A 20,601-nucleotide genomic window follows, 5' to 3' on the forward strand; every position below is an offset into this window, starting at 1 on the left:
GATTTGCCTGTTTTACGTAGCGAGCACCGTTGCACGCGCGCAACCTGAGTGCTCCCCCCGGCCAGGACACCGCCATGCAACTGCGAATGACGCCTCGCCAGCGCGCTCGCCAGGCCTCCCATGAGCAATTGCTGCAGCAGGTGCTGGCGCTGCTACCGCTGGCCGGCGGGCGCACACCACGGCTGACCGAGCTATGTCGAATGGTAGGCGTCAGTGAGCGGACCTTGCGCAGCGCCTTCGTGCATACGCTGGGCATGCCGCCGGCACGTTATCTGCGCCTGCGACGCCTGCACCTGCTGCGCGCCGCGCTGGCCATAGCCGATGGGCAACAGAGCAGCGTCGCGGCGATTGCACAGCGTTTCGGTTATACCGACTGCGGACGTATGGCTGCTGAGTACTACAGAGTTTTCGGCGAGTATCCCAGTACCACCTTGCTGCGACCGCTCAACGCGGGTTGAGCGGCCCAGCGAGTGCGCGGCGACTGCGCAGTGATTGCGACGGCAACTCACCGAAATAGAGCCGGTAAAAACCTGCGAAACGACCAAAATCCCAAACCCCGAAACGGGCACAGATCTCGGTGATGGTCTCATTGGCTTGCGCATGCAGAATTGCCCGGCGGATCGCATGAAGACGATGCTGCATGAGATAGCGGTGCGGGCTCATGCCCAGGTAGCGGGTGAACAGATTGCGTAAAGTGCGCTCCGAGGTGCTGCACGCCTGACACAGATCGGACATATGCAGCGGCGCATCCGGTGTCGCCTCCAGCAGCTCCAGGGCACGGCGGAGAATCTGCTGATGCCCGGCGTGATTTCGCGGAGCCAGCGTCACCGGCAACAGGCTGCGAAACACCAGCGCCATCAACTCTGCCTGTGCTGCACGCTCGGCCGCCGGAACATGCAGGTCCTGCGGCGCACAGTGGTCGATGCGTAACAGACGCAGCGCCAGCCATATCAGCGGCGCCAGATCCTGTTGAGCCACGCAGACCAGGTTGCGGGAAAGTATCGACAGATCGAACTCGTCTTCATGCTGCTGCGCCCAGCGCAATACCAGCTCGCATGACATGGCCACCGTCATCCAGCTGGCTGGCTGGCTGGCATCGATGTGGAACATGGCGTCAGGCACCATCCAGCCGATCAACCGACGGTCGAGGCGCTTGCCACCCAATACCGTGCATTCGTGCCGGCTCAGCGGCAGGAAGATATTGAAGAAGCCCGGCAGGCCGACGCCACTGTAGACCGTGCCCGCCCCCTCGCGACCGAACATCAGCGCCACGCCATCGAGCTCGACGACACGTAAACGCCAGTCGCGCTGCTGCCGTGAACGCAGCAGATAACGGCCCTCTACCCCGTACAAGGCCTCCTCGAACTCATCGAAGTCGGCGCAGATCAACCTGCTCATCTTGCCCCCACGGCAAACGCTAGGCGCTTGGTATAGAACCACCTGGAATCAACAAGAGAAACCAGTGTAGAAGCATTCGCATCCGTTTGCCGTTCCAGTCATCTGCGCATTTCGCTCGCTACCCAATGATGTCTGTGCCTTGCAGCCGAGGCGCCCAGTCCTCGACCTCGGCTTTTTCCAGGCGTCGCTCCAGGGTTCTGCGCCAGGACGGCACCAGCGGCAGGGCCAGGCATTCACGCAACAGCTCGGGCTCCACGCGCTTGTCGAACAACACCGCCGAAAGACGGCTGAGCGGCCAATCGGCATGAATGCGCTCCACCACCTGCAGCCGGTCTCCCACGCCAACCACGCCTTCCTGCAGAACGCGGTAATACCAACCGGTACGGCCGGACTGCTGCACCCTTAGCGCCAGGTTGGCAACGCCGAAGCGATCACTCAGTTTCCAGCACGGCATGCGCCCCTGGGAAACCTGCAGCAGGGCGGACCCCGCACGTATGAGGTCGCCCAGACAGGCGTCATCTTCGGTCCAGCCCGTGGTGCTGAAGTTTTCGCCGAAAGCACCGGGCTGCATCAGCAGTGGATGCTCGCCCAACTCGGCCAGCCAGGCGGCGTAGTGTTCGCGCGGGTAGTGGTGGATGGCCTTTTCCACGCCGCCATGCACCCGCAGGTCGCCCTGCTCGTCTCCGGCCAGCCCCAGCGTGGTCACCGCCAGCGCTTCCTGGCGTGGCACCTTGACAATGCCGCTGCGCGAGCCAGGCCGGGTGAAAGGCTGGGCACGGCCCGTCAGCAATGCATCGAGTTGCAGGCTGTTCATGCGGCCTCCGGGGGCTGATGTTCGCGGCAGATCAATTTGGCATCGCTTGGCTGCAGCGGCTCCTGGGTCAGGCCGCAGAACGGCTGGCCATCGACCTTCTGGTGAAAACGGCAGCTGCCACAGAGACCGAAGCCCGGCACATCGGTGTCGCGCTGAATTTCCCGCAGAAGATCGGTCAGCAGATTTTTCAACTGCCCTGCCTGGGCCCCCAGGCGCGCTTCGCCAGCAGCGAGGAAATCCGGCGGCAGCAGCGCCTGCAGCAACGCCCAGGCCGGGTCGGTGAGCGCCAGGTGCACGCTGCGCTTATCGCGTGCGTCCTGCGTCTTGATGATCAGCCCCTTGCCTTCCAGCGCCTTGAGCGACTGCGACACCGTGCCCTTGGTCAGGCCGAGGTAATCGGTCACCCCCAGCGGTGTATTCGAATAGTGGTTGCAGCGCGCCAGGTACATCAGCGCACTGAGCTGGATGGGCTGCAACTCGGCCAGCAGCGGGTGCTGGCGAAACCAGATACGGGTCAGGCTGGAAAGTCTTTCGAGCAGATCGAAGAGAGTCGTGTCGGTCATGTATCACTCCTGTCGAAACATAGTATCGACTAAATACCATGTTGACAAAGATCGATTTGAGCGTAGCCTGCGACTCAGTATCGATTCGATACCAAATTGACGAACAGGAGATTGACCATGACTCAAGCACGCTTCTATCACGCCGGTTGCCCCGTCTGCGTATCGGCCGAACAGACCCTGTTGAACCTGCTGGCTCCGGAGGTGAAGGTGGAGATCGTTCACCTCGGCGAACAGGCCACCCGAGTGGCGGAAGCCGAACAGGCCGGGGTCAAGTCGGTCCCCGCACTCGTGGTCGACGGCCAGGTGCTGCACCTGAACTTCGGCGCGTCCATCGACGACCTGAAGTAACCCAGAGCGTGCGAGACGCCCTGCGGCGTCTCGCTCCCCAGCGAGGAGAAACGATATGAAGGTGAATGTTTTCGATACCCACGTACGCACGCGCGACGGCCGTTACCTGCACTTCGATGTACTGATCGAGGGTAACGACCAGGGGCGAGCCAACCAGTTCGCCCAAGACTGGATGGCCGAACGCGGCCTGCAAGGCGACGATATCGAACAAAGCCACTGCCAGTTCTGCCACAGCGAGCCCGCACACCCCGAAGTCGCCGCGGCCATCAGCAGCAAAGGCTATTTCATCATTCCTCTGCAAGGCTGCTAGGAGACGCCCCATGAACGCGTATCGCCCCTTGAACTGCGACCTGCACGACTACCTGGAAATTGCCTGCATGCATGGCTATCGCTTGCTGATCGAACGACTCGAAGGTCCGAGCTTCGAGGCCAGGGCGCTGACCACGCGCACGACAGCCAGCAAGGAAGAATTTCTGGTGGTGCAAGGCGAAACCGGCCAGCAGGAGCTGCGCCTGGATCGGTTGCTGGCCATCACCCCGCTCAACACCGGCGCCAGCTTCGGCCGGATCGTGCTGGCTGACAGTTACTGCGCCGTCTGACCGCCTCTCGTCTGCCTGAAACCAGGTCGCATTGCCATCCGAGGATGAATCACCCATGCCCATCTTCCGACTTACCATCCGCCATGACGATCAGTTGCTTGGGCACTTCGAGTCCGATCTGCCTGCGGCACTGCAGGCCATCCGGAAAATCGCTGCCAGCCTGAGCGCGTCAGGGTACAGTCTCGACCTGCTCGTGGCGCACAGCGAACGGCGCCTGCTGGAAAGCGGTCCTGACGGCGTGCGCATGATCAGCCGGGAGCCAATGTTCGTCCCTGCACCTCTCGAGCAGTACCTGGACAGCGCCCCCTGACGAAATCACCTTGCACAGTGGATAGACGCGGCATGCAGCATTGCGATTACCTGATCATCGGCGCCGGCATTGCCGGCGCGTCCACCGGCTACTTTCTCGCCAGCCACGGCAAGACGCTGCTGCTCGAGCGCGAGGCGCAGCCCGGTTATCACGCCACCGGCCGCTCGGCCGCGCTCTACACCGTGGCCTACGGTACGCCGCAGGTCCGCGCACTGACGGCCGCCAGCCGCGCCTTCTACGATGCCCCGCCAGCCGGTTTCGCCGAGCATCCCTTGCTAACGCCGCGTGGCGAGCTGGTGGTGGATTTCAGTGGTGACGCCGCCGAGTTGCAGCGCCAGTACGCGCAAGCCCGCGAGCATGTCACCGTGGCTCGTCTGCTCGACGCTGACGAGGCCTGCGCGCTGGTTCCGGTGCTGCGCCGTGAGCGCGTGCATGGCGCACTGCTGGACCCCAGCGCCGCCGATATCGATACCGCGGCGCTGCACCAGGGTTACCTGCGTGGCATCCGCCAGCAAGGTGGGGAGATTCACTGCAACCGCGACGTGGTATCGATCGTGCGCCATGCTGGCGGCTGGCAGGTGGATTGCGCCGGGCAAAGCTATTGGGCAACGATGCTGATCAATGCGGCCGGTGCCTGGTGCGATGAGATCGCGCACCTGGCCGGGCTGCCCGGCATCGGCCTGCAACCCAAACGCCGCGCGGCCTTCACCTTTGCCGGTCCGCCGGGTGTCGACTGCCAGGCCTGGCCGGCGCTGGTGAGCCTGGACGAGTCCTTCTACTTCAAACCCGATGCCGGCCTGCTGCTGGGCTCACCGGCCAATGCCGACCCGGTGGCGCCGCATGACGTGCAACCGGAAGAGCTGGATATCGCACTGGGAATCCATCAGATCGAGGCACACACCACCTTGCAGATTCGCCGCCCGGCGCATACATGGGCCGGCCTGCGCAGCTTCGTCGCCGACGGCGATCTGGTCGGCGGCTTCGACACTCACGCAGATGACTTCTTCTGGGTAGCAGCACAGGGCGGCTATGGCATCCAGACCAGCGCGGCCATGGGTCAGGCCTGTGCGGCGCTGATCCTCCGGCAGCCGCTGCCGGAGCACTTGGTAAAAGCCGGCCTCAATGAGGCGATACTCAGCCCAGGGCGCCTGCTGCGCTGAGCAGTTGGAAGGTGTTCAGCCGCCAGTGGCCTCGGTTTTATTGAGGCCAACTGCCGCCTCACACACTAGACTCCATTACCCGATCCTGCCCTGGAATCAGGTTTCCACACCCTGTTCGAGCGGTTTCTCAGGCTCTTCCTGCTGTGCCTTGGTGTCCTGCTCCTTATCATCCTTGCCCAAGGCGCGATTGGTGGACTCCTGCAGAGAGTCCACCTGGCGATTGAGCTCATCGACCACTTCGCCGACCGACTCCTCGATCAGCGCCTGCGCTTCCTTCTTCGCCTCCTCCGCGAGTTTCTGCGCTGACTGTTCGGCCGCATCGCAGCCGACCAGAGTTATCAACGCCAGGCCCAGTGCGGCAGGCGCGAGTCGGTTTTTCCAGTGTGTATACATCATGGCTCTCCAGTTTCGAGGACCCGGCCAGACGTTATGCATAGCCGGGTTAACGTCTGTGTTCAGATCTGCGCGGGTGGCTGGCCACGGGTCTTGTAAAGCGACAGCAGCACACCACCGATCAGCAGGCCCAGGGTTACGCTCAGGGACACCGCCGCCGGAATCTTGCCGATGATGCCGACCAGGAAGATCTTCGCGCCGATGAACACCAGCACCAGCGCCAGCGCGTACTTGAGGTAGGCGAAGCGGTGGATCAGCGCGGCCAGGGCGAAATACAGGGCGCGCAGGCCGAGGATGGCGAAGATGTTCGAGGTGTAGACGATGAATGGATCCTGGGTGATGGCGAAGATCGCCGGTACGCTGTCGATGGCGAACAACAGGTCGGCGCACTCGATCAGGATCAGCGCCAGGAACAGCGGCGTCACCCACAGCACGCTGCGTCCCTGACCATCGTCCTGGCGGACGAAAAAGCGCTGACCGTGGAGATTCTCGGTCACGCGCAGGTGCTTGCGCAGGAACTTCACCAGCACGTTGTTCTGCAGATCAGGCGCATCATCGAGCTTGGAAAACAGCATCTTCACGCCGGTGAAGAACAGGAAAGCGCCGAACACGTAGAGGATCCAGTCGAACTCATGGATCAGCGCGGCGCCCAGGCCGATCATGATCGCCCGCAGCACCAGCACGCCCATGATTCCCCAGAACAGCACCTTGTGCTGGTACTGCCGTGGGATGGCCAGAAAGCTGAAGATCATGGCCATGAGAAACACGTTGTCCATCGACAGCGATTTCTCGATCAGAAAGCCGGTGAGGTAATCCATGCTGGCGTCGCCGCCCTTCTGGAAGAACACCCAGACGCCGAACAGCAGACCCGCAGTGATGTAGCCGGCCGACAGCAACAGGCTTTCGCGCACGCCGATTTCGCGGTTGTCGCGATGCAGCACACCAAGGTCGAAAGCCAGCAGAGAGATGACGACAGCGATGAAGACCAGCCACAACCAGGTGGCCGTGCCGAGGAAGTCGGCGAAGAGGAACGGTTCTAGGGCAGTCATGAGCCCCTCCTACAGTCAGATTGAACAGACTGTGATTCCGACATCGCGGTGTTAACCGCCAGAGGGGCCCGGCATCACGGGCACCAATATATGCAGCCCGCGAACGCCACTCAACGGGGCGAATTTTGCAAAGTATTTCACGCCAAGTGATCGTCCTGCGGCGCAAACCGGCCACGAGCCTTTTCAGAATAACCCCAGCTGGCCGTCCACCAGCCGCTCGAACTCGCCGCCGACAAAAGGCAGGATGGCATCGGCCACCGGCTTCAGTTGGCGGCTGATGTAGTGCTCGTAGTCAACCGGCGACAGCAGGCGCTCCAGCGGTTGCGGCCCGCCGGTGGTGATCAGGTAGCTGATCCAGCCGCCACGCTGATATTGCAGCGGCCGGCCAAGACGCTGGTTGTGCTCGTCGGCCAGGCGCGCGGCGCGTACGTGCGGCGGTACGTTGCGCTGGTAGTCGTCGAGGCGCCGACGCAAACGCTTGCGATAGACCAGCAACTCGTCCAGCTCACCGGCCAGGGTGCGCTTCACATAATCGCGCACGAAGTCCTCATAGGGCTGGCCGGCGAACACCAGGCGATACAGCTCCTGCTGAAAGCGCTGAGCCAGCGGCGACCAGTCTGTGCGTACCGTTTCCAGCCCCTTGAATACCATGCGCTCGCTGCCATCGGCGGCACATACCAGGCCGGCGTAGCGCTTCTTGCTGCCCTCTTCGGTGCCACGGATAGTGGGCATGAGAAAGCGTCGATAATGGGTTTCGTACTGCAACTCCAGCGCGCTGGTCAGGCCGTATTCCTGCTGCAGATGCTCACGCCACCAGGCGTTCACGCGGGCCACCAGTGCGCGGCCGATGCGCGTTGCCTCGGCCTCGTCGTGGGCGCGACCGAGCCAGACGAAGGTGGAATCGGTATCGCCGTAGATCACCGCATGCCCCTCGGCTTCGATCAGCTCACGGGTACGCTTCATGATCTGATGTCCACGCAGGGTGATGGACGAAGCCAGGCGTGGATCGAAGAAACGGCAGCCGCTGGAACCGAGCACGCCGTAGAAAGCGTTCATGATGATCTTCAGCGCCTGCGACAAGGCCGCGTTGCCGTCACGCTTGGCCACCTCACGGCCCTGCCAGACGCGCTCGACGATGGCCGGCAGGCAGTGCCGGGTACGCGAGAAGCGCGCGCCGCGAAAGCCTTCCACCGAGTGTTCGTCATCCGGTTGCTGCAGGCCTTCGACCAGCCCTAGCGGGTCGATCAGAAAGCTGCGGATGATCGACGGATACAGGCTCTTGTAGTCCAGCACCAGCACCGAGTCGTACAGCCCGGGCCGCGAATCCATGACGAACCCGCCAGGGCTGTTCTCGCCACGAATGTCGCCGAGATTCGGCGCGACGAAACCCAGGCGGTGCATGGGCGGCAGGTACAGGTGGGTGAAAGCCGCTACCGAGCCACCGCTGCGGTCGGCGGCTAGGCCGGTGACACTGGAGCGTTCGAGGAGGAAAGCGAGCAGATCGGTGTGGGCGAAGATGCGCGTGACCAGCTCACAGTCCTTGAGGTTGTAGCGGGCCAGCGCCGGCTTGTCCTCGTCGAACATGCGCTGGATCTCGTCCATCCGCGCATAGGGCGTGTCGATCGCCTTGCCCTCGCCAAGCAGGGTCTGCGCCACCGACTCCAGGCTGAACGAAGGGAAGCTCCAGGTGGCTGAGCGCAGCGCCTCGATACCATCGATGATCAGCCGCCCGGCCGCCTCGGCGAAGTAATGCTGGCTGCTGTTGTGCTGGCGCCAGCCCATCACGTCGCCGCCACGCCCCAGCAGCAGCGGCACCTTGAGTTGCTCGGCGTGATCGCGCAGCACGCGCAGGTCGAACTGCACCAGGTTCCAGCCGATGATGGCGTCCGGGTCATGCCGCTGCAGCCAGTCATTCAGGCGTTCGAGCAGCACCTTGCGGCTATCGCAGTACTCCAGGTCGAAGTCGACGATGCTGGCGTCGCCATTGGCTGGGCCAAGCATGTACACCTGGCGCTGCCCGCAGCCTTCCAGGGCGATGGAATACAGCTCGCCACGGGCGCTGGTCTCGATATCCAGCGACACCAGGCGCAGCGTCGGGCGGTAGTCGGGAGCCGGTTTGAGCGACTTGCACAGCAGGCTGCCGTCTTCCTGCTCGATACCGTCGAACAGCACGCTGGCGGTGATAAAGCGCTCCATCAGGTAGCGATCCGGCGGGCGGATATCGGCCTCGTACACATCGACACCGACCTGACGCAGCTTCTTCTCCAGCTGCAGCAACTGGCGGTACTGGCGGCAATACAGGCCCAGCACCGGGCGGCGCTTGAAGTCGCGCAAGGCCAACTCACGCAGCTCGACGCCCTGCTCGGTGCGCAGCAACGGCTCGGCCCAGGCGCGCTGCTCGGCGGGAATGAAAGCCACCGTCTCCTGGCACGGCAGGCGCACCTGGCGCGGGCCGGCATCGGTCGCCAGCCAGAAGGCCACTTCCGTGCCCTCCGGCGTATCGCGCCAATGGCGGCTGAGCACGAAGCCTTGCTGGGGTTGCGTCATCATCTTTTCAGGCAAGCACGATCTGCGCCCTCTCCCGCTTGCGGGAGAGGGCTGGGGAGAGGGTGTGAGCTTTTCCCCTCTCCCCCGGCCCCTCTCCCATAAATGGGAGAGGGGAGAAAACAGCCTTTGCAGTTGCCCATTACCTCAAACCAAACTGGCCGGCCATTCTACGCGAGCGGTTACAATGGCGCCTTTTCCGCGGAATAACGCGATGAGCCACACCCCTCCCTACGGCACCGGCGATGCCTCCTACCAGACTGCCGGTGGCATCGACGGCCTGCGCCACCTGGTCGATGATTTCTACCGACTGATGGACGAACGCCCTGAGGCTGCTGCCCTGCGCGCACTGCACCCCGCCGACCTCAACGCCTCGCGCGACAAGCTGGCGTGCTTCTTGAGCGGCTGGCTGGGCGGGCCACGCCTGTTCGCCGAGAAATACGGCAGCATCAGCATTCCGGCCTTTCATGCCCAGTGGCCGATCGATCAGGCGCTGGCCGAAAGCTGGCTGAGCTGCATGGCCGGCGCCATCGCCCTGCAAGGCTATGCGCCAGCCTTCGCCGACTACCTGCTGACCCAGCTGCGCGTCCCCGCGGAACGCTCGGTACAGGCCAGCCAAAACCGTCATCGCAAGGAAACCTGATATGACTGACGAACTGATCATCGAAGACCTGCAACTCGGCGACGGCAAGGCCGTGGTCAAGGGCGCCCTGATCACCACCCAGTACCGCGGCTGGCTGGCCGACGGCAGCGAGTTCGACTCCTCCTGGTCGCGCGGCAAACCGTTCCAGTGCGTGATCGGCACCGGCCGGGTAATCAAGGGCTGGGACCAGGGCCTGATGGGCATGCAGGTGGGTGGCAAACGCAAGCTGCAGGTGCCGGCCCATCTGGGTTATGGCGAGCGCAGCGTCGGCTCGATTCCACCCAACTCCAACCTGACCTTCGAGATCGAGCTGCTGGAAGTGCTGACCCGCGATGACTGACACCGCCCTCGCCACCCTGCGCGAGCACCTGCTGCAGGCATTGGAAAACCACCCCGGCACCGAGACCCGCCGCCTGTTCCACGGCCGCGGCCGCTGCTGGCCGGGGCTGGAACAGATCACCGTCGACTGGCTCTCCGGTATCGTCTTGGTGATGCTGTTCCGCGAGCCATCGCCGGCGCTGCGGCCGCTGCTGATCGAGTTGCTAGCAACGCCGCAATGGCAGGCCAGCGGCGCGCGCGGCCTGTTGCTGCAGCACCGCTATGTACAGGGCAGCGAGAGCGAATGGCTGGCCGGCGAGCCGCAGGCGCAATGGCCGATCATCGAGGACGGCCTGCACTACCTGCTCGACCTGGGCAGTAAGCAGAACAGCGGCCTGTTCCTCGACATGCGCCTGGGTCGCCAATGGGTGCGTGAGCAGGCTGCTGCCAAACGTGTGCTCAACCTGTTCGCCTACACCTGCGGCTTCTCCGTCGCGGCCATCGCCGGTGGCGCCGCGCACGTGGTCAACCTGGATATGGCGCGCGCCGCCCTTTCCCGTGGGCGCGACAACCATCGCCTGAACGAGCACGACCTGAGCCGGGTGGAGTTCCTCGGTCACGAGCTGTTCAAATCCTGGGGCAAAGTGCGCAAGAGCGGGCCTTATGACCTGGTGATCATCGACCCGCCAAGCTTTCAGAAAGGCAGCTTCGCCCTCACCCAGGACTACGCCAAGATCCTCCGTCGCCTGCCCGAGCTGCTCACCGAGCACGGTACGGTGCTGGCCTGCGTCAACGACCCGGATATTGGCCCGGACTTTCTCATCGACAGCATGGCCGCCGAAGCACCACAACTGCGCTTCGTCGAGCGCCTGGACAACCCGCCGGAGTTTCCCGATATCTCGCCCGAAAGCGGCCTCAAGGCGCTGGTGTTCCGGCTTTAATCATCCCCCAACGCGGCACCGATTGTGGGAGTCCCGCCCCGGGGCGAAGCTCTTGCCTCTGCGCTGCTGGCTCGATCGCATTCGCCGCGAGGCGCGGCTCCTACAAAAGCCTCTTGCTCTTCCCTACCGAATACCCAGCCGTTTGGCCAAACGACTGAGGTTGGCACGATCCACGCCCAGCTCACGCGCCGCATCGGCCCATTTGCCCTGATGGCGCGCCAGACACTGCTCGATCAATTGGCGCTGAAAAACATCCACCGCCGTGCGCAATTCCACACCCTCCGGCACCGGCTCGTCGGGCGCCAGCGCCGTATCGACAGTGGCGCTCGTGTCGCTAACGGGCAAGTCCAGATCCTGCACATCCAGACTGAGAATACGCGGTCGCTCGCCATGGCGCGCCAGTGCCTTGATCGCCGCACGGCCAATCAGGTGTTCCAGTTCACGCACGTTGCCCGGCCAATCATGACCGAGCAGCGCCTTCTGCGCCTCAGAACTCAGGCGCAAGCTGCGCAGCCCCAAACGGGCGCGGTTCTCTTCGAGAAAATAGCCGGCCAGCAGCAACACATCGCGACCACGCTCGCGCAGCGGCGGCACCGGCAACGGGTAAACGCTAAGGCGGTGATACAGGTCGGCACGAAATCGTCCGGCACGCACCTCAGCCGCCAGGTCGCGGTTGGTGGCGGCGATCACCCGCACGTCGACGCGGTGCTCGCGATCCGAACCGACCCGCTGCAACTGCCCACTCTGTAGCACGCGCAGCAGCTTGGCCTGGATCGCCAGCGGCAACTCGCCCACCTCGTCGAGAAACAGGCTGCCGCCATCGGCCAACTCGAACTTGCCGCTGCGCTCGCTCATGGCTCCGGAAAAGGCGCCACGCACATGACCGAACAGCTCACTCTCCACCAACGCATCGGGCAACGCCGCACAGTTGATGCTGACCAGCGGCCGCTGCGCACGTGGCGAAGCGGCGTGGATCGCCTCGGCCACCAACTCCTTGCCGACCCCGGTCTCGCCGGTGATCAGCACCGTCAGCGGGCTGTCACCGACCAGGCGAATCTCGTCCTGCAGCTTGCGCAGCGCCGCGCTCTGCCCCACCAGCTCGCGCGGTTGCTGGCGCGCCTGTTTGTACAGCTCGGTGAGCTGACGCTCGGCCTCGACCCGCTGCGCCAGGCCGCTGATGCGCTGGCTGACCTTGACCGTGGCCGCGGCCAGGCTGGCGAATGCCTCGAGGCTGTCCAGATCGAGCCGTCCGAAACTGGCCGGGTCGAGCGAATCCAGGGTCAGCAGGCCCCAGAGCTGCTCGTCCAGATAAAGCGGGCAACCGAGGCAATCGTGCACTTCCAGGTGGCCATGCAACCCCTCTACCAGACCGTCGTAGGGGTCAGGCAAGCCGCAGTCGGCAGCGAAACGCGTCGGCCCTGGGTGCTCCAGCAACGCAGCCAGACGCGGATGCTCGCTGACCCTGAAGCGCCGTCCCAGGGTATCGGGGCTCAGCCCCTCGACCGCCAGCGGCACCAGAACTTCGCCATCGAGCCGCAGCAGCGCCACGGCATCGCAAGGAAAGAGCTGGCGCAAGGCGGCGAGCAGGCGGCGATAACGCTCGCCGTCGTCCAGCTCGCGAGACAGATCGGCGACCAGGGGAATAAGAGTTTCCAGCAGAGGATTAGCGGTCATTTCGACTACTCAAAGTCATTATGACTCACGCGTAAGGCGAGTCATTAACACAACAAAATAAGTAAGCAACTGATATTTAAGGATTATTTAATTGGCACGCTTACTGATAGGTATCTATCGCTAACGCTAGCACGCCACAACTGGCCAGACGAGCCACACCGGCGCCTTTATTTGCCTTGCGGAGATAACCCTATGCTGACCAATGCTCAACGTGACCTGATCAAAGCCACCGTGCCCCTGCTGGAAAGCGGCGGCGAGGCGCTGACCACGCACTTCTATCGGATGATGCTCAGCGAACACCCAGAGGTACGCCCGCTGTTCAACCAGGCCCACCAGGCCAGCGGTGATCAGCCGCGTGCCCTGGCGGGCGGCGTGCTGATGTACGCCCGCCATATCGACCGCCTCGAAGCCCTCGGCCCGCTGGTGCGTCAGGTGGTGAACAAACACGTGGCCCTGCAGATTCTCCCCGAGCACTACCCCATCGTTGGCGGCTGCCTGCTGCGCGCGATCCGCGAGGTGCTGGGTGCCGAGATCGCTACCGATGCAGTGATCGAAGCCTGGACCGTGGCTTACCAGCAACTGGCCGATATTTTCATCGGCGCCGAAGAGCAGCTCTATACCGAGAATGCGGCGGCGCCAGGCGGCTGGCGCGGCGCACGCAGCTTCCGCGTGGCGCGCAAGGTGGTAGAGAGCGCCGAGATCACCTCCTTCCACCTAGTGCCGGTCGACGGCGGCGCCCTGCTCGACCATCAACCCGGCCAGTACATCGGCATGCGCCTGCTGCTGGATGGCGAAGAAGTGCGCCGTAACTACTCGCTGTCGGCCCTGGCCAACGGTCGCGAATACCGCATCAGCGTCAAGCGCGAGGTTGGCGGCCGTGTCTCCAATCACCTGCACGATAACGTTCAGGTCGGCGACGAACTCGAACTGTTCCCACCGTCTGGCGAGTTCACCCTGAGCGCCTCGGACAAACCGCTGGCCCTGATCAGTGCCGGTGTCGGCATCACCCCGGCCCTGGCCATGCTCGACGCGGCGCGGCACAGCGGCCGTCCCATCCACTTCATCCACTGCGCGCGCAATGCCGAGGTGCACGCTTTCCGCGACTGGGTCGATGCCCATGCCGCCGAGCATCCGCAGATTCGCCACTACGTCTGCTACAGCGAACCGCGCGAGGGTGACAGGGCCGACGCCACCGGTTTTCTGAGCCGCGATCTGCTGGAGCAATGGCTGCCGGCCGAGCGCGATCTGGACGCCTACTTCCTCGGCCCGAAACCCTTCATGGCGCAGGTCAAGCGTCATCTTCAGGCGCTGGGCGTTCCCGCCGAGCAAAGCCGCTACGAGTTCTTCGGCCCGGCCTCGGCACTGGATAACTGATCAATCAGGAGGTAAACCATGTATCCGCTCAATCTTCCACCTGCGCAGATTCTTCATCTGTCCAGCCAACTGCTCTGGAGCGGCCTGATTCTGCTACTCGTCGGGCTGGTCGCGGCCTACGGCCTGGAGAGGCACCTGAATATGCCGACACTGGTGCTCGCGCACAGCCTGACGCTGCTCGGCCCCAGCATCTTGAAGATCGGTTATGTGCTGCGCCTGATCGCTCAGGAGCGCCTGAACGACAGGGCATGTGCTCATGCAGTTGCTTGATCGCCAGCAGGCCCTGGCCATTGCGCCACTCTGGCGCCTTGGCTTTCGGCCGTTCTTCCTCGCTGGCGCCCTGTTCGCCCTGCTCGCCGTCGCCCTCTGGGCGGCGGTGCTGCAAGGCCTGACAAACCCAGCGGTGCCCGGCGGCCTGTTGGCCTGGCATCGCCACGAAATGCCCTTCGGCTTCGGCCTGGCAATCATCGCCGGCTTCCTGCTCACTGCCGTACAGAACTGGACGGGCCACCCCGGCCTCAGCGGGCGGCCGTTGATCACGTTGTTCGGCTTGTGGCTGGCGGCGCGTCTGGCCTGGTTCACATCCGTACCGCTACCCCTGCTGATCGCCATGCAACTGGCCTTTATCGGTCTGCTCATCGCGCAGATGGCGCGCCAGCTGATCGCTGCCCGGCAACGCAACAACTATCCGATTCTGCTGGTACTGTGCCTGCTCGCGCTGTGCCAGTCCCTCACCCTCGCCGGCCTGGCACTGGGCGACGATGGCCTGCAACGCCGTGGCGCACTGGCCGCCCTTTGGCTGATTGCCGTAATGCTGAGCCTGATCGGTGGCCGCGTGATCCCCTTCTTCACTCAGCGCGGCCTGGGGCGGGCCGAGGCCTTCGCCGCCCATCCCTGGCAGGACCGTCTGCTGCTGACCTGCGGTGTGCTGGTCGCGGCGCTGTTCGCCAGCGGGCATAACCTGCTGGCCAGTTCCTGGCTGACCGCCCCCTTTATCGTGCTGAGCGTGCTGCACGGCCTGCGCCTGTGGCGCTGGTACCCGCGCGGCATCTGGCGCGTGCCGCTGCTGTGGTCGCTGCATATGGCCTACGCCTGGCTGCTGCTCGCCACGCTCGGCATGACCGCCTGGCACCTGGGCTGGCTGGCGCAACCCGGCCTGGCCAGCCACGCACTGGCAGTAGGCGCGATGGGCGGTCTGATTCTGGCGATGATGGCGCGAGTCAGCCTCGGACACACCGGCCGAGCACTGCAGCCGCCGAAGGCAATGGGCTGGGCCTTCGGCCTGCTCAACCTGGGCGCGCTGATTCGAGTCTCGGCGGGTAGCGGGTGGTTGTGGCTGGCAGCGCTTTGCTGGAGCTTGGCCTTCGCTCTGTTCACCTGGCATTACGCGCCGATGCTGTGTCGGGCGCGGGTGGACGGGCATCCGGGGTGACAAGCGGACCAACGAGCATTGGCGGAAATGTCGGTGCACGCAGCGCACCCTACGGGTAGGGTGCGCTGCGCGCACCGGGCGCAATCAATCGACCAAGGTACAGGCCATCACCAGCGCATCTTCACGCCCGCCGACTGCCGGGTAGTAATCGCGACGGCGTCCCACTTCGTTGAAGCCGAAACGCTCGTACAGACGGTAGGCACTCTGGTTGCTGGCGCGCACTTCGAGGAAGCACTCGCGCCCGCCCAGCTCGTAGGCCTCTTTCATCAGGTGTTCGAGCAGACGCAAACCGAGGCCACGTCCCTGGCTTTCCGGCTTGACGGTGATATTGAGCAGATGCGCTTCGTCGAGGATCAGGTTGATCACACCATGACCGACCTGCTGATTGCCCTCGAACATCAGCCAGCAGTTATAGGACTTGAGGCTGTCGGTGAAGATGCCGCGCGTCCAGGGGTGGCTGAAGGCGGCGTATTCGATTTTCAGTACGGCATCGAGATCCGCCTCGGTCATCGGGCGGAAGGAAATCGCATCGCTCATTGGGCGTAACTCAGGCACAAAGACGGGGGTTCTCAGGAATGAGCGGGGGCTGACCAACGCTGGCGAACGCGCCGCATGGCCTGCCATAGTTCGCGCTTGCGCGCCGGCTCTTCCATCAATAGTTCCAGGCCTGGCATGGCCCAGCAGGCGCCAAGACCTTCGACCTGCAGTTCGCGGTTGTAGCTGTGCTCGTCGCCCTCACCGGCGAAGCGAATGGCCGGCAGGCCAACCAACCACAGACAGGTACTCGGCTGTTCTTCGAGGCGCGCTGCGACGAAGCTCTGCACGAACTCCAGTGCCGCTTGCGGGCCCTGATCCATATTGCCGCGCACCAATAGCGGCCAGCGCACCGGCTCGCCGAGCAACTGCGGGCTGTCCGGCAGGCCGGCGGCGCGCAGCAGATCCTTGAGCAGGATGTAGGCCGGGTCACGGCTTTGGAAAGGCTGACCGGTGGGCAGCTCCACCAGCAGGGCGCAATCGCCGGCCCGCAGCAACTGCAGGGAAAAACGCGGCGGCGGAGCACTGACCCGAGCCGGCTTTTCCTCGACAGGCTCCGGCTCCGCCACCGGTTCGACAACCGCCTGGCGCGACTGGGCGCCCGGGCGCGGGATTTCGATCTTCGGCCGTTCGGCCGGCGCTTCACGCACGGCTGCCGGAGTGACGGCAACAGGCTCTGGCACAGGCTCGAACGCTTCCTCCTGCTGCAGCTCAAGCAGCTCCAGACGCGACGCTGCCGCGAAGGGCAGTTCGGTACGCGGCAGCCAGGTGGCCACCTGCATGGCGTCGAGGTAGGCGCGACGGCGCTGTTCGGGAATCACAGGCGCTCCAGAGAGAGGATTTTCAACAGGGGCGGATTGTCGCGTGAAATGGCCGGAGCGGGAAGCGTTGCAACGAGATTGCGGGCAAACAAAGTCCCCAAAAACAAAAACCCCGCAGCTTGCGCAGCGGGGCTTTCGGGGTCACATGAGCTTACTGATCCCAGGGACGATCGCCATGCTCATCCTTGATGCGCGTCGGCAGGCCCATTACGTCCAGCAGCTTGAGGAATGGCTCGGCCGGCAGCTCTTCAACGTTGACCATGCGCTTGGCATCCCACTCACCACGCGCGACCAGCAGCGCGGCGGCGACCGGCGGCACGCCGGCGGTGTAGGAAATACCCTGACTGTCGGTCTCGGCGAAGGCTTCTTCGTGGTCGGCCACGTTGTAGATGAACAGTTCACGCGGCTGGCCGTCCTTGGTGCCTTTGACCAGGTCGCCGATGCAGGTCTTGCCGGTATAGCCCGGCGCCAACGAGGCGGGATCGGGCAGCACGGCCTTGACCACTTTCAGCGGTACCACCTCAAGGCCTTCGGCGGTCTTGACCGGCTGCTCGGAGAGCAGACCAAGGTTCTTCAGCACGGTGAACACGTTGATGTAGTGGTCGCCGAAGCTCATCCAGAAGCGGACGTTCGGTACATCGAGGTGCTTGGACAGCGAGTGCACCTCGTCATGGCCGGTCAGGTACAGGTTCTGTTCGCCCACCACCGGCAGATCGTCGGTGCGTTTGACTTCGAACATGCGGTTGCTCACCCACTGACTGTTCTGCCAGCTGTAGACCGTGCCGGTGAATTCGCGGAAATTGATTTCCGGGTCGAAATTGGTGGCGAAGTACTTGCCGTGCGAACCGGCGTTGACGTCGAGGATGTCGATCGACTCGATCTTGTCGAAGTACTGTTGTTGCGCCAGAGCGGCATAGGAGTTGACCACGCCCGGGTCGAAGCCGACGCCGAGGATGGCGGTCACGCCTTTCTCCTGGCATTCGGCCAGGTGCTTCCACTCGTAGTTGCCGTACCACGGCGGGGTTTCACAGATCTTGCTCGGATCTTCGTGGATGGCGGTGTCCAGATAGGCGACGCCGGTGTCGATACAGGCGCGCAGCACGGACATGTTGAGGAACGCCGAACCGACGTTGATGACGATCTGCGATTCGGTTTCGCGGATCAGTGCCTTGGTCGCTTCCACGTCCAGGGCGTTCAGCGCATAGGCCTTGATCTCGCCGGGCTGCTTGAGACCGCCCTTTGCCTGCACGCTGTCGATGATGGCCTGGCATTTGGAGATGTTGCGCGACGCAATTGCAATGCGACCTAACTCGTCATTGTGTTGCGCGCACTTATGGGCCACCACCTTGGCAACACCTCCTGCACCAATGATCAGAACATTCTTCTTCAATTGTTTCACCTCCAGGGAACTGCGTTGTTTTAAGCGTTTTGATGCGTATTTGGGCGGTGGGCTGAAGCCCACCCTACGACCCAAATCAGGACAGTTGGTAGGGTGGGCCGGGCGGCGTTCCGCTTCAGCCCACCACCACGACGTTACGACAGACTGGACAGGTAGTCGTCGAAGCCAAACTGGCGCGCCACCTCGACACTACCGTCGAGTTGTTTCACCACGATGGACGGCATCTTCAGGCCGTTGAACCAGTTCTTCTTGACCATGGTGTAACCGGCCGCGTCGATGAACGACAGGCGATCACCGATCTGCAGCGGCTTGTCGAACTGGTACTCGCCGAAGATATCGCCGGCCAAACAGGATTTGCCGCACACCATATAGGTGTGCTCGCCGTCATTCGGCGCCATCTTGGCGTTGAGGCGGTAGATCAGCAGGTCGAGCATGTGTGCTTCGATGGAGCTGTCGACCACCGCCAGGTGCTTGCCGTTGTACAGGGTGTCGAGCACGGTCACTTCCAGCGAGGCACTCAGGGTGATCGCCGCTTCGCCCGGCTCCAGATACACCTGCACGCCGTATTTTTCCGAGAAAGCTTTCAGGCGCGCGCAGAAGGCATCGATCGGATAGCCCTCGCCTGTGAAGTGAATGCCGCCGCCAAGGCTGACCCACTCGACCTGGGCGATCAGGTGGCCGAAACGCTCTTCGATGGTGGTCAGCATCTTGTCGAACAGCTCGAAGCTGCCGTTCTCGCAGTTGTTGTGGAACATGAAGCCGGAAATCTGCCCCATGACCTGCTCGATCTTCGCTGGGTCCCACTCGCCGAGGCGGCTGAACGGGCGCGCCGGGTCGGCCAGCAGGTAGTCGGAGCTGCTCACCTGCGGGTTGACGCGCAGGCCGCGGATGGTGCCCTCGGTACGCTCGGCGAAGCGCTCGAGTTGGCCGATGGAGTTGAAGATGATCTTGTCGCAGTTGGCGACCATCTCTTCGATCTCGTCGTCGGCCCAGGCCACGCTGTAGGCGTGGGTTTCGCCGGCGAACTTCTGGCGGCCCAGTTTCAGCTCGTAGAGAGAGGACGAAGTGGTGCCGTCCATGTACTGCTGCATCAGGTCGAACACCGACCAGGTGGCGAAGCATTTCAGCGCCAGCAGCGCCTTGGCACCGGAGTTCTCGCGCACATAGGCGATCTTCTCCAGGTTGACCAGAAGCTTCTGTTTGTCGATGAGGTAGTACGGCGTCTGGATCATCTCGTCGCCCCAGCAAGGTCGGCCAGTGGAGGGGTTTCAGCCCCCCGGGAAAAAGTGGACGCGAATTGTGCCGATAACCGGCGAATATCGAAAGGGCATTGGGGATTTTTTGTACAACCGGTGATGACCGGAGTCTGCCTTGACTGAGCGGAGACCCTACGGCCGAGCGGTTACAGTGATATGACCGAGCAAGGCTTAACCATCACCTGCGCCCCGAGGCGCACAGGGCTGTTGCGGGTCACATTGCCGCGATATCCGACGCGCTCAACGCTGACGAAACAGGCTCAGCAGGTGCTCGGCGATGGCGCCGCGGATGGTGTCGATGCTCAAGCGCGAGCAGTGAGCTAGCTTGGCGGGGTTGATACGGTGCAGGTGCAGCGATGGCATCCGCGCCTCGTACTCACGCAGATCGCCTTTCACCAGCACGGGCAGAAAATGTTCGCCGCGCGCCCGATAGCGCTCTATCAGCAAACGCAAGCCGGCCTGGAACGGTAATTCGCGCGAGGCGATCAGACGCGACTCACCTGGCACCTTCATATATAGGCCGTCGAACCCCACCGCTTCACCGGGCAGGATGTGCACACCGGTGGGCTCCACCGCATCGGCGGGAATATCGTGAAAGGTGTCGTGCCAGGCCATCTCGTCCGGCAGGATGGTGATACCGCCCTGCTCGTCCTGCGGCACCACGAAGCTGTAGTTGCTGTAGAGCTTCTCGACATAGCTGGAGTAGATGCACAGACGGTTTTCGAACCGCCGTAGAAACGCGATGGCCTGAGCACGGTCGGTAATGGCGTGTAGGTCCCAGTTCAGATCGCGCTGGTGCTGCAGCTCATGCCAACGGGCATCGACGTTCAGGGCAAGGGCAGACATCAGGGACTCCACAAACAGATTCGCTGTTGTCACGGCAGAAAGTGTGCCACCTCTCCAGCCCAGGTTTTCCCGGCTTTTCAAGCACTTGCCAGCCACCGCGCCGCACAGCCCGTCCCAATGTGCCGAATAGCGTCACCTGCCTCTGATCGATTCGGACTCAAACCCGGCATCCACCTTGCAGTACA

Annotated in this window: 24 protein-coding genes; 12 read left to right on the plus strand and 12 right to left on the minus strand. The window is 63.4% G+C overall.

Annotated elements, in window-relative coordinates; translation table 11 throughout:
* Positions 1-74: 74 nt before the first annotated feature.
* Positions 75-458 carry a helix-turn-helix domain-containing protein gene (locus JWV26_RS04665; protein ID WP_206418508.1) on the plus strand — a complete coding sequence of 128 codons (384 nt, stop codon included), beginning with the start codon at positions 75-77 and terminating at the stop codon, positions 456-458.
* Here the strand turns inward: JWV26_RS04665 and JWV26_RS04670 are convergent.
* The 3 genes from JWV26_RS04670 to JWV26_RS04680 form a co-directional block, all read right to left on the minus strand.
* Entirely contained in the window at positions 445-1,398 is a 954-nt protein-coding gene (locus tag JWV26_RS04670) for a helix-turn-helix domain-containing protein (RefSeq protein ID WP_241201275.1), read from the minus strand. The genes JWV26_RS04665 and JWV26_RS04670 overlap by 14 nt on opposite strands.
* Positions 1,399-1,516: 118 nt before the next feature.
* Positions 1,517-2,212 carry an MOSC domain-containing protein gene (locus tag JWV26_RS04675; RefSeq protein ID WP_206418509.1) on the minus strand — a complete coding sequence of 232 codons (696 nt, stop codon included), beginning with the start codon at positions 2,210-2,212 and terminating at the stop codon, positions 1,517-1,519.
* Positions 2,209-2,775 (minus strand): MarR family winged helix-turn-helix transcriptional regulator, encoded by a 567-nt coding sequence (locus JWV26_RS04680; protein WP_072426118.1) that lies wholly within the window; start codon positions 2,773-2,775, stop codon positions 2,209-2,211. The genes JWV26_RS04675 and JWV26_RS04680 overlap by 4 nt, the downstream gene beginning before the upstream one ends.
* Before the next feature lie 117 nt (positions 2,776-2,892).
* Between JWV26_RS04680 and JWV26_RS04685 the strand changes: the two genes are divergently transcribed.
* From JWV26_RS04685 to JWV26_RS04705, 5 genes are read left to right on the plus strand one after another with little or no spacing between them, the layout of a single operon-like run.
* Complete coding sequence (locus JWV26_RS04685) at positions 2,893-3,123, plus strand: thioredoxin family protein (protein ID WP_017675260.1); 231 nt, start codon at positions 2,893-2,895, stop codon at positions 3,121-3,123.
* Between the two features lie 55 nt (positions 3,124-3,178).
* The gene (locus JWV26_RS04690) at positions 3,179-3,433 is read left to right on the plus strand and encodes a DUF2024 family protein (RefSeq protein ID WP_074917707.1); all 255 of its coding nucleotides are present in this window, start codon (positions 3,179-3,181) and stop codon (positions 3,431-3,433) included.
* A gap of 10 nt (positions 3,434-3,443) precedes the next feature.
* Positions 3,444-3,722: a Rho-binding antiterminator gene (locus tag JWV26_RS04695; protein ID WP_093053415.1), complete on the plus strand. Its 279-nt coding sequence runs from the start codon at positions 3,444-3,446 to the stop codon at positions 3,720-3,722.
* A gap of 55 nt (positions 3,723-3,777) precedes the next feature.
* Entirely contained in the window at positions 3,778-4,032 is a 255-nt protein-coding gene (locus JWV26_RS04700; RefSeq protein WP_206418510.1) for a cytoplasmic protein, read from the plus strand.
* A 32-nt stretch (positions 4,033-4,064) separates the two neighbouring features.
* Positions 4,065-5,192 carry an NAD(P)/FAD-dependent oxidoreductase gene (locus tag JWV26_RS04705; protein ID WP_206418511.1) on the plus strand — a complete coding sequence of 376 codons (1,128 nt, stop codon included), beginning with the start codon at positions 4,065-4,067 and terminating at the stop codon, positions 5,190-5,192.
* 96 nt (positions 5,193-5,288) lie between these two features.
* Here JWV26_RS04705 and JWV26_RS04710 read toward each other — a convergent pair whose 3' ends face one another.
* The 3 genes from JWV26_RS04710 to JWV26_RS04720 form a co-directional block, all read right to left on the minus strand.
* Positions 5,289-5,588 (minus strand): hypothetical protein, encoded by a 300-nt coding sequence (locus JWV26_RS04710; protein ID WP_241201276.1) that lies wholly within the window; start codon positions 5,586-5,588, stop codon positions 5,289-5,291.
* Positions 5,589-5,647: 59 nt separating this feature from the next.
* Entirely contained in the window at positions 5,648-6,634 is a 987-nt protein-coding gene (locus JWV26_RS04715; RefSeq protein WP_072426124.1) for a TerC family protein, read from the minus strand.
* 183 nt (positions 6,635-6,817) lie between these two features.
* Entirely contained in the window at positions 6,818-9,181 is a 2,364-nt protein-coding gene (locus tag JWV26_RS04720) for a DNA polymerase II (RefSeq protein ID WP_206418512.1), read from the minus strand.
* A gap of 211 nt (positions 9,182-9,392) precedes the next feature.
* On the opposite strand from JWV26_RS04720, the gene JWV26_RS04725 reads away from it, so the two are divergent.
* From JWV26_RS04725 to JWV26_RS04735, 3 genes are read left to right on the plus strand one after another with little or no spacing between them, the layout of a single operon-like run.
* Positions 9,393-9,821: a group II truncated hemoglobin gene (locus tag JWV26_RS04725; RefSeq protein ID WP_206418513.1), complete on the plus strand. Its 429-nt coding sequence runs from the start codon at positions 9,393-9,395 to the stop codon at positions 9,819-9,821.
* A 1-nt stretch (position 9,822) separates the two neighbouring features.
* Entirely contained in the window at positions 9,823-10,161 is a 339-nt protein-coding gene (locus tag JWV26_RS04730) for an FKBP-type peptidyl-prolyl cis-trans isomerase (protein WP_059392951.1), read from the plus strand.
* The gene (locus JWV26_RS04735; RefSeq protein WP_206418514.1) at positions 10,154-11,080 is read left to right on the plus strand and encodes a class I SAM-dependent methyltransferase; all 927 of its coding nucleotides are present in this window, start codon (positions 10,154-10,156) and stop codon (positions 11,078-11,080) included. The genes JWV26_RS04730 and JWV26_RS04735 overlap by 8 nt, the downstream gene beginning before the upstream one ends.
* A gap of 123 nt (positions 11,081-11,203) precedes the next feature.
* Here the strand turns inward: JWV26_RS04735 and norR are convergent, their stop codons facing one another.
* Entirely contained in the window at positions 11,204-12,754 is a 1,551-nt protein-coding gene (gene norR / locus JWV26_RS04740; RefSeq protein ID WP_206418515.1) for a nitric oxide reductase transcriptional regulator NorR, read from the minus strand.
* Positions 12,755-12,946: 192 nt separating this feature from the next.
* On the opposite strand from norR, the gene hmpA reads away from it, so the two are divergent.
* The 3 genes from hmpA to JWV26_RS04755 are packed head-to-tail and all read left to right on the plus strand — an operon-like array spanning position 12,947 to position 15,560.
* Positions 12,947-14,128: an NO-inducible flavohemoprotein gene (hmpA, locus tag JWV26_RS04745; protein ID WP_206418516.1), complete on the plus strand. Its 1,182-nt coding sequence runs from the start codon at positions 12,947-12,949 to the stop codon at positions 14,126-14,128.
* An 18-nt stretch (positions 14,129-14,146) separates the two neighbouring features.
* Positions 14,147-14,398: a transmembrane sensor/regulator PpyR gene (locus tag JWV26_RS04750; protein ID WP_074917666.1), complete on the plus strand. Its 252-nt coding sequence runs from the start codon at positions 14,147-14,149 to the stop codon at positions 14,396-14,398.
* On the plus strand, positions 14,385-15,560 hold the full coding sequence (locus tag JWV26_RS04755; RefSeq protein ID WP_206418517.1) for an NnrS family protein: 1,176 nt from the start codon (positions 14,385-14,387) through the stop codon (positions 15,558-15,560). The genes JWV26_RS04750 and JWV26_RS04755 overlap by 14 nt, the downstream gene beginning before the upstream one ends.
* 84 nt (positions 15,561-15,644) lie before the next feature.
* Here the strand turns inward: JWV26_RS04755 and rimI are convergent, their stop codons facing one another.
* From rimI to JWV26_RS04780, 5 genes are all read right to left on the minus strand, one after another.
* The gene (rimI, locus tag JWV26_RS04760; protein ID WP_021488733.1) at positions 15,645-16,097 is read right to left on the minus strand and encodes a ribosomal protein S18-alanine N-acetyltransferase; all 453 of its coding nucleotides are present in this window, start codon (positions 16,095-16,097) and stop codon (positions 15,645-15,647) included.
* A 32-nt stretch (positions 16,098-16,129) separates the two neighbouring features.
* Positions 16,130-16,915, minus strand: a complete 786-nt coding sequence (locus JWV26_RS04765) for an energy transducer TonB (RefSeq protein ID WP_206418518.1) — start codon at positions 16,913-16,915, stop codon at positions 16,130-16,132.
* A gap of 151 nt (positions 16,916-17,066) precedes the next feature.
* Positions 17,067-18,305, minus strand: a complete 1,239-nt coding sequence (locus tag JWV26_RS04770; protein ID WP_059392957.1) for a saccharopine dehydrogenase family protein — start codon at positions 18,303-18,305, stop codon at positions 17,067-17,069.
* Between the two features lie 143 nt (positions 18,306-18,448).
* Positions 18,449-19,546, minus strand: coding sequence for a carboxynorspermidine decarboxylase (locus JWV26_RS04775; protein WP_072426134.1), 1,098 nt, complete (start codon positions 19,544-19,546; stop codon positions 18,449-18,451).
* A 264-nt stretch (positions 19,547-19,810) separates the two neighbouring features.
* Positions 19,811-20,416 carry a hypothetical protein gene (locus JWV26_RS04780; RefSeq protein ID WP_206418519.1) on the minus strand — a complete coding sequence of 202 codons (606 nt, stop codon included), beginning with the start codon at positions 20,414-20,416 and terminating at the stop codon, positions 19,811-19,813.
* Positions 20,417-20,601 lie beyond the last annotated feature (185 nt).

This window comes from Ectopseudomonas toyotomiensis (assembly GCF_017167985.1).
Taxonomy (GTDB): Bacteria; Pseudomonadota; Gammaproteobacteria; order Pseudomonadales; family Pseudomonadaceae; genus Aquipseudomonas; species Aquipseudomonas toyotomiensis.

Bases quoted from the DNA above. Each gene is read 5' to 3' on its own strand.
- JWV26_RS04665 (WP_206418508.1), top strand. From the start codon at position 75: ATGCAACTGCGAATGACGCCTCGCCAGCGCGCTCGCCAGGCCTCCCAT.
- JWV26_RS04670 (WP_241201275.1), bottom strand. From the start codon at position 1,398: ATGAGCAGGTTGATCTGCGCCGACTTCGATGAGTTCGAGGAGGCCTTG.
- JWV26_RS04675 (WP_206418509.1), bottom strand. From the start codon at position 2,212: ATGAACAGCCTGCAACTCGATGCATTGCTGACGGGCCGTGCCCAGCCT.
- JWV26_RS04680 (WP_072426118.1), bottom strand. From the start codon at position 2,775: ATGACCGACACGACTCTCTTCGATCTGCTCGAAAGACTTTCCAGCCTG.
- JWV26_RS04685 (WP_017675260.1), top strand. From the start codon at position 2,893: ATGACTCAAGCACGCTTCTATCACGCCGGTTGCCCCGTCTGCGTATCG.
- JWV26_RS04690 (WP_074917707.1), top strand. From the start codon at position 3,179: ATGAAGGTGAATGTTTTCGATACCCACGTACGCACGCGCGACGGCCGT.
- JWV26_RS04695 (WP_093053415.1), top strand. From the start codon at position 3,444: ATGAACGCGTATCGCCCCTTGAACTGCGACCTGCACGACTACCTGGAA.
- JWV26_RS04700 (WP_206418510.1), top strand. From the start codon at position 3,778: ATGCCCATCTTCCGACTTACCATCCGCCATGACGATCAGTTGCTTGGG.
- JWV26_RS04705 (WP_206418511.1), top strand. From the start codon at position 4,065: ATGCAGCATTGCGATTACCTGATCATCGGCGCCGGCATTGCCGGCGCG.
- JWV26_RS04710 (WP_241201276.1), bottom strand. From the start codon at position 5,588: ATGATGTATACACACTGGAAAAACCGACTCGCGCCTGCCGCACTGGGC.
- JWV26_RS04715 (WP_072426124.1), bottom strand. From the start codon at position 6,634: ATGACTGCCCTAGAACCGTTCCTCTTCGCCGACTTCCTCGGCACGGCC.
- JWV26_RS04720 (WP_206418512.1), bottom strand. From the start codon at position 9,181: ATGACGCAACCCCAGCAAGGCTTCGTGCTCAGCCGCCATTGGCGCGAT.
- JWV26_RS04725 (WP_206418513.1), top strand. From the start codon at position 9,393: ATGAGCCACACCCCTCCCTACGGCACCGGCGATGCCTCCTACCAGACT.
- JWV26_RS04730 (WP_059392951.1), top strand. From the start codon at position 9,823: ATGACTGACGAACTGATCATCGAAGACCTGCAACTCGGCGACGGCAAG.
- JWV26_RS04735 (WP_206418514.1), top strand. From the start codon at position 10,154: ATGACTGACACCGCCCTCGCCACCCTGCGCGAGCACCTGCTGCAGGCA.
- norR (WP_206418515.1), bottom strand. From the start codon at position 12,754: ATGACCGCTAATCCTCTGCTGGAAACTCTTATTCCCCTGGTCGCCGAT.
- hmpA (WP_206418516.1), top strand. From the start codon at position 12,947: ATGCTGACCAATGCTCAACGTGACCTGATCAAAGCCACCGTGCCCCTG.
- JWV26_RS04750 (WP_074917666.1), top strand. From the start codon at position 14,147: ATGTATCCGCTCAATCTTCCACCTGCGCAGATTCTTCATCTGTCCAGC.
- JWV26_RS04755 (WP_206418517.1), top strand. From the start codon at position 14,385: ATGCAGTTGCTTGATCGCCAGCAGGCCCTGGCCATTGCGCCACTCTGG.
- rimI (WP_021488733.1), bottom strand. From the start codon at position 16,097: ATGAGCGATGCGATTTCCTTCCGCCCGATGACCGAGGCGGATCTCGAT.
- JWV26_RS04775 (WP_072426134.1), bottom strand. From the start codon at position 19,546: ATGATCCAGACGCCGTACTACCTCATCGACAAACAGAAGCTTCTGGTC.
- JWV26_RS04780 (WP_206418519.1), bottom strand. From the start codon at position 20,416: ATGTCTGCCCTTGCCCTGAACGTCGATGCCCGTTGGCATGAGCTGCAG.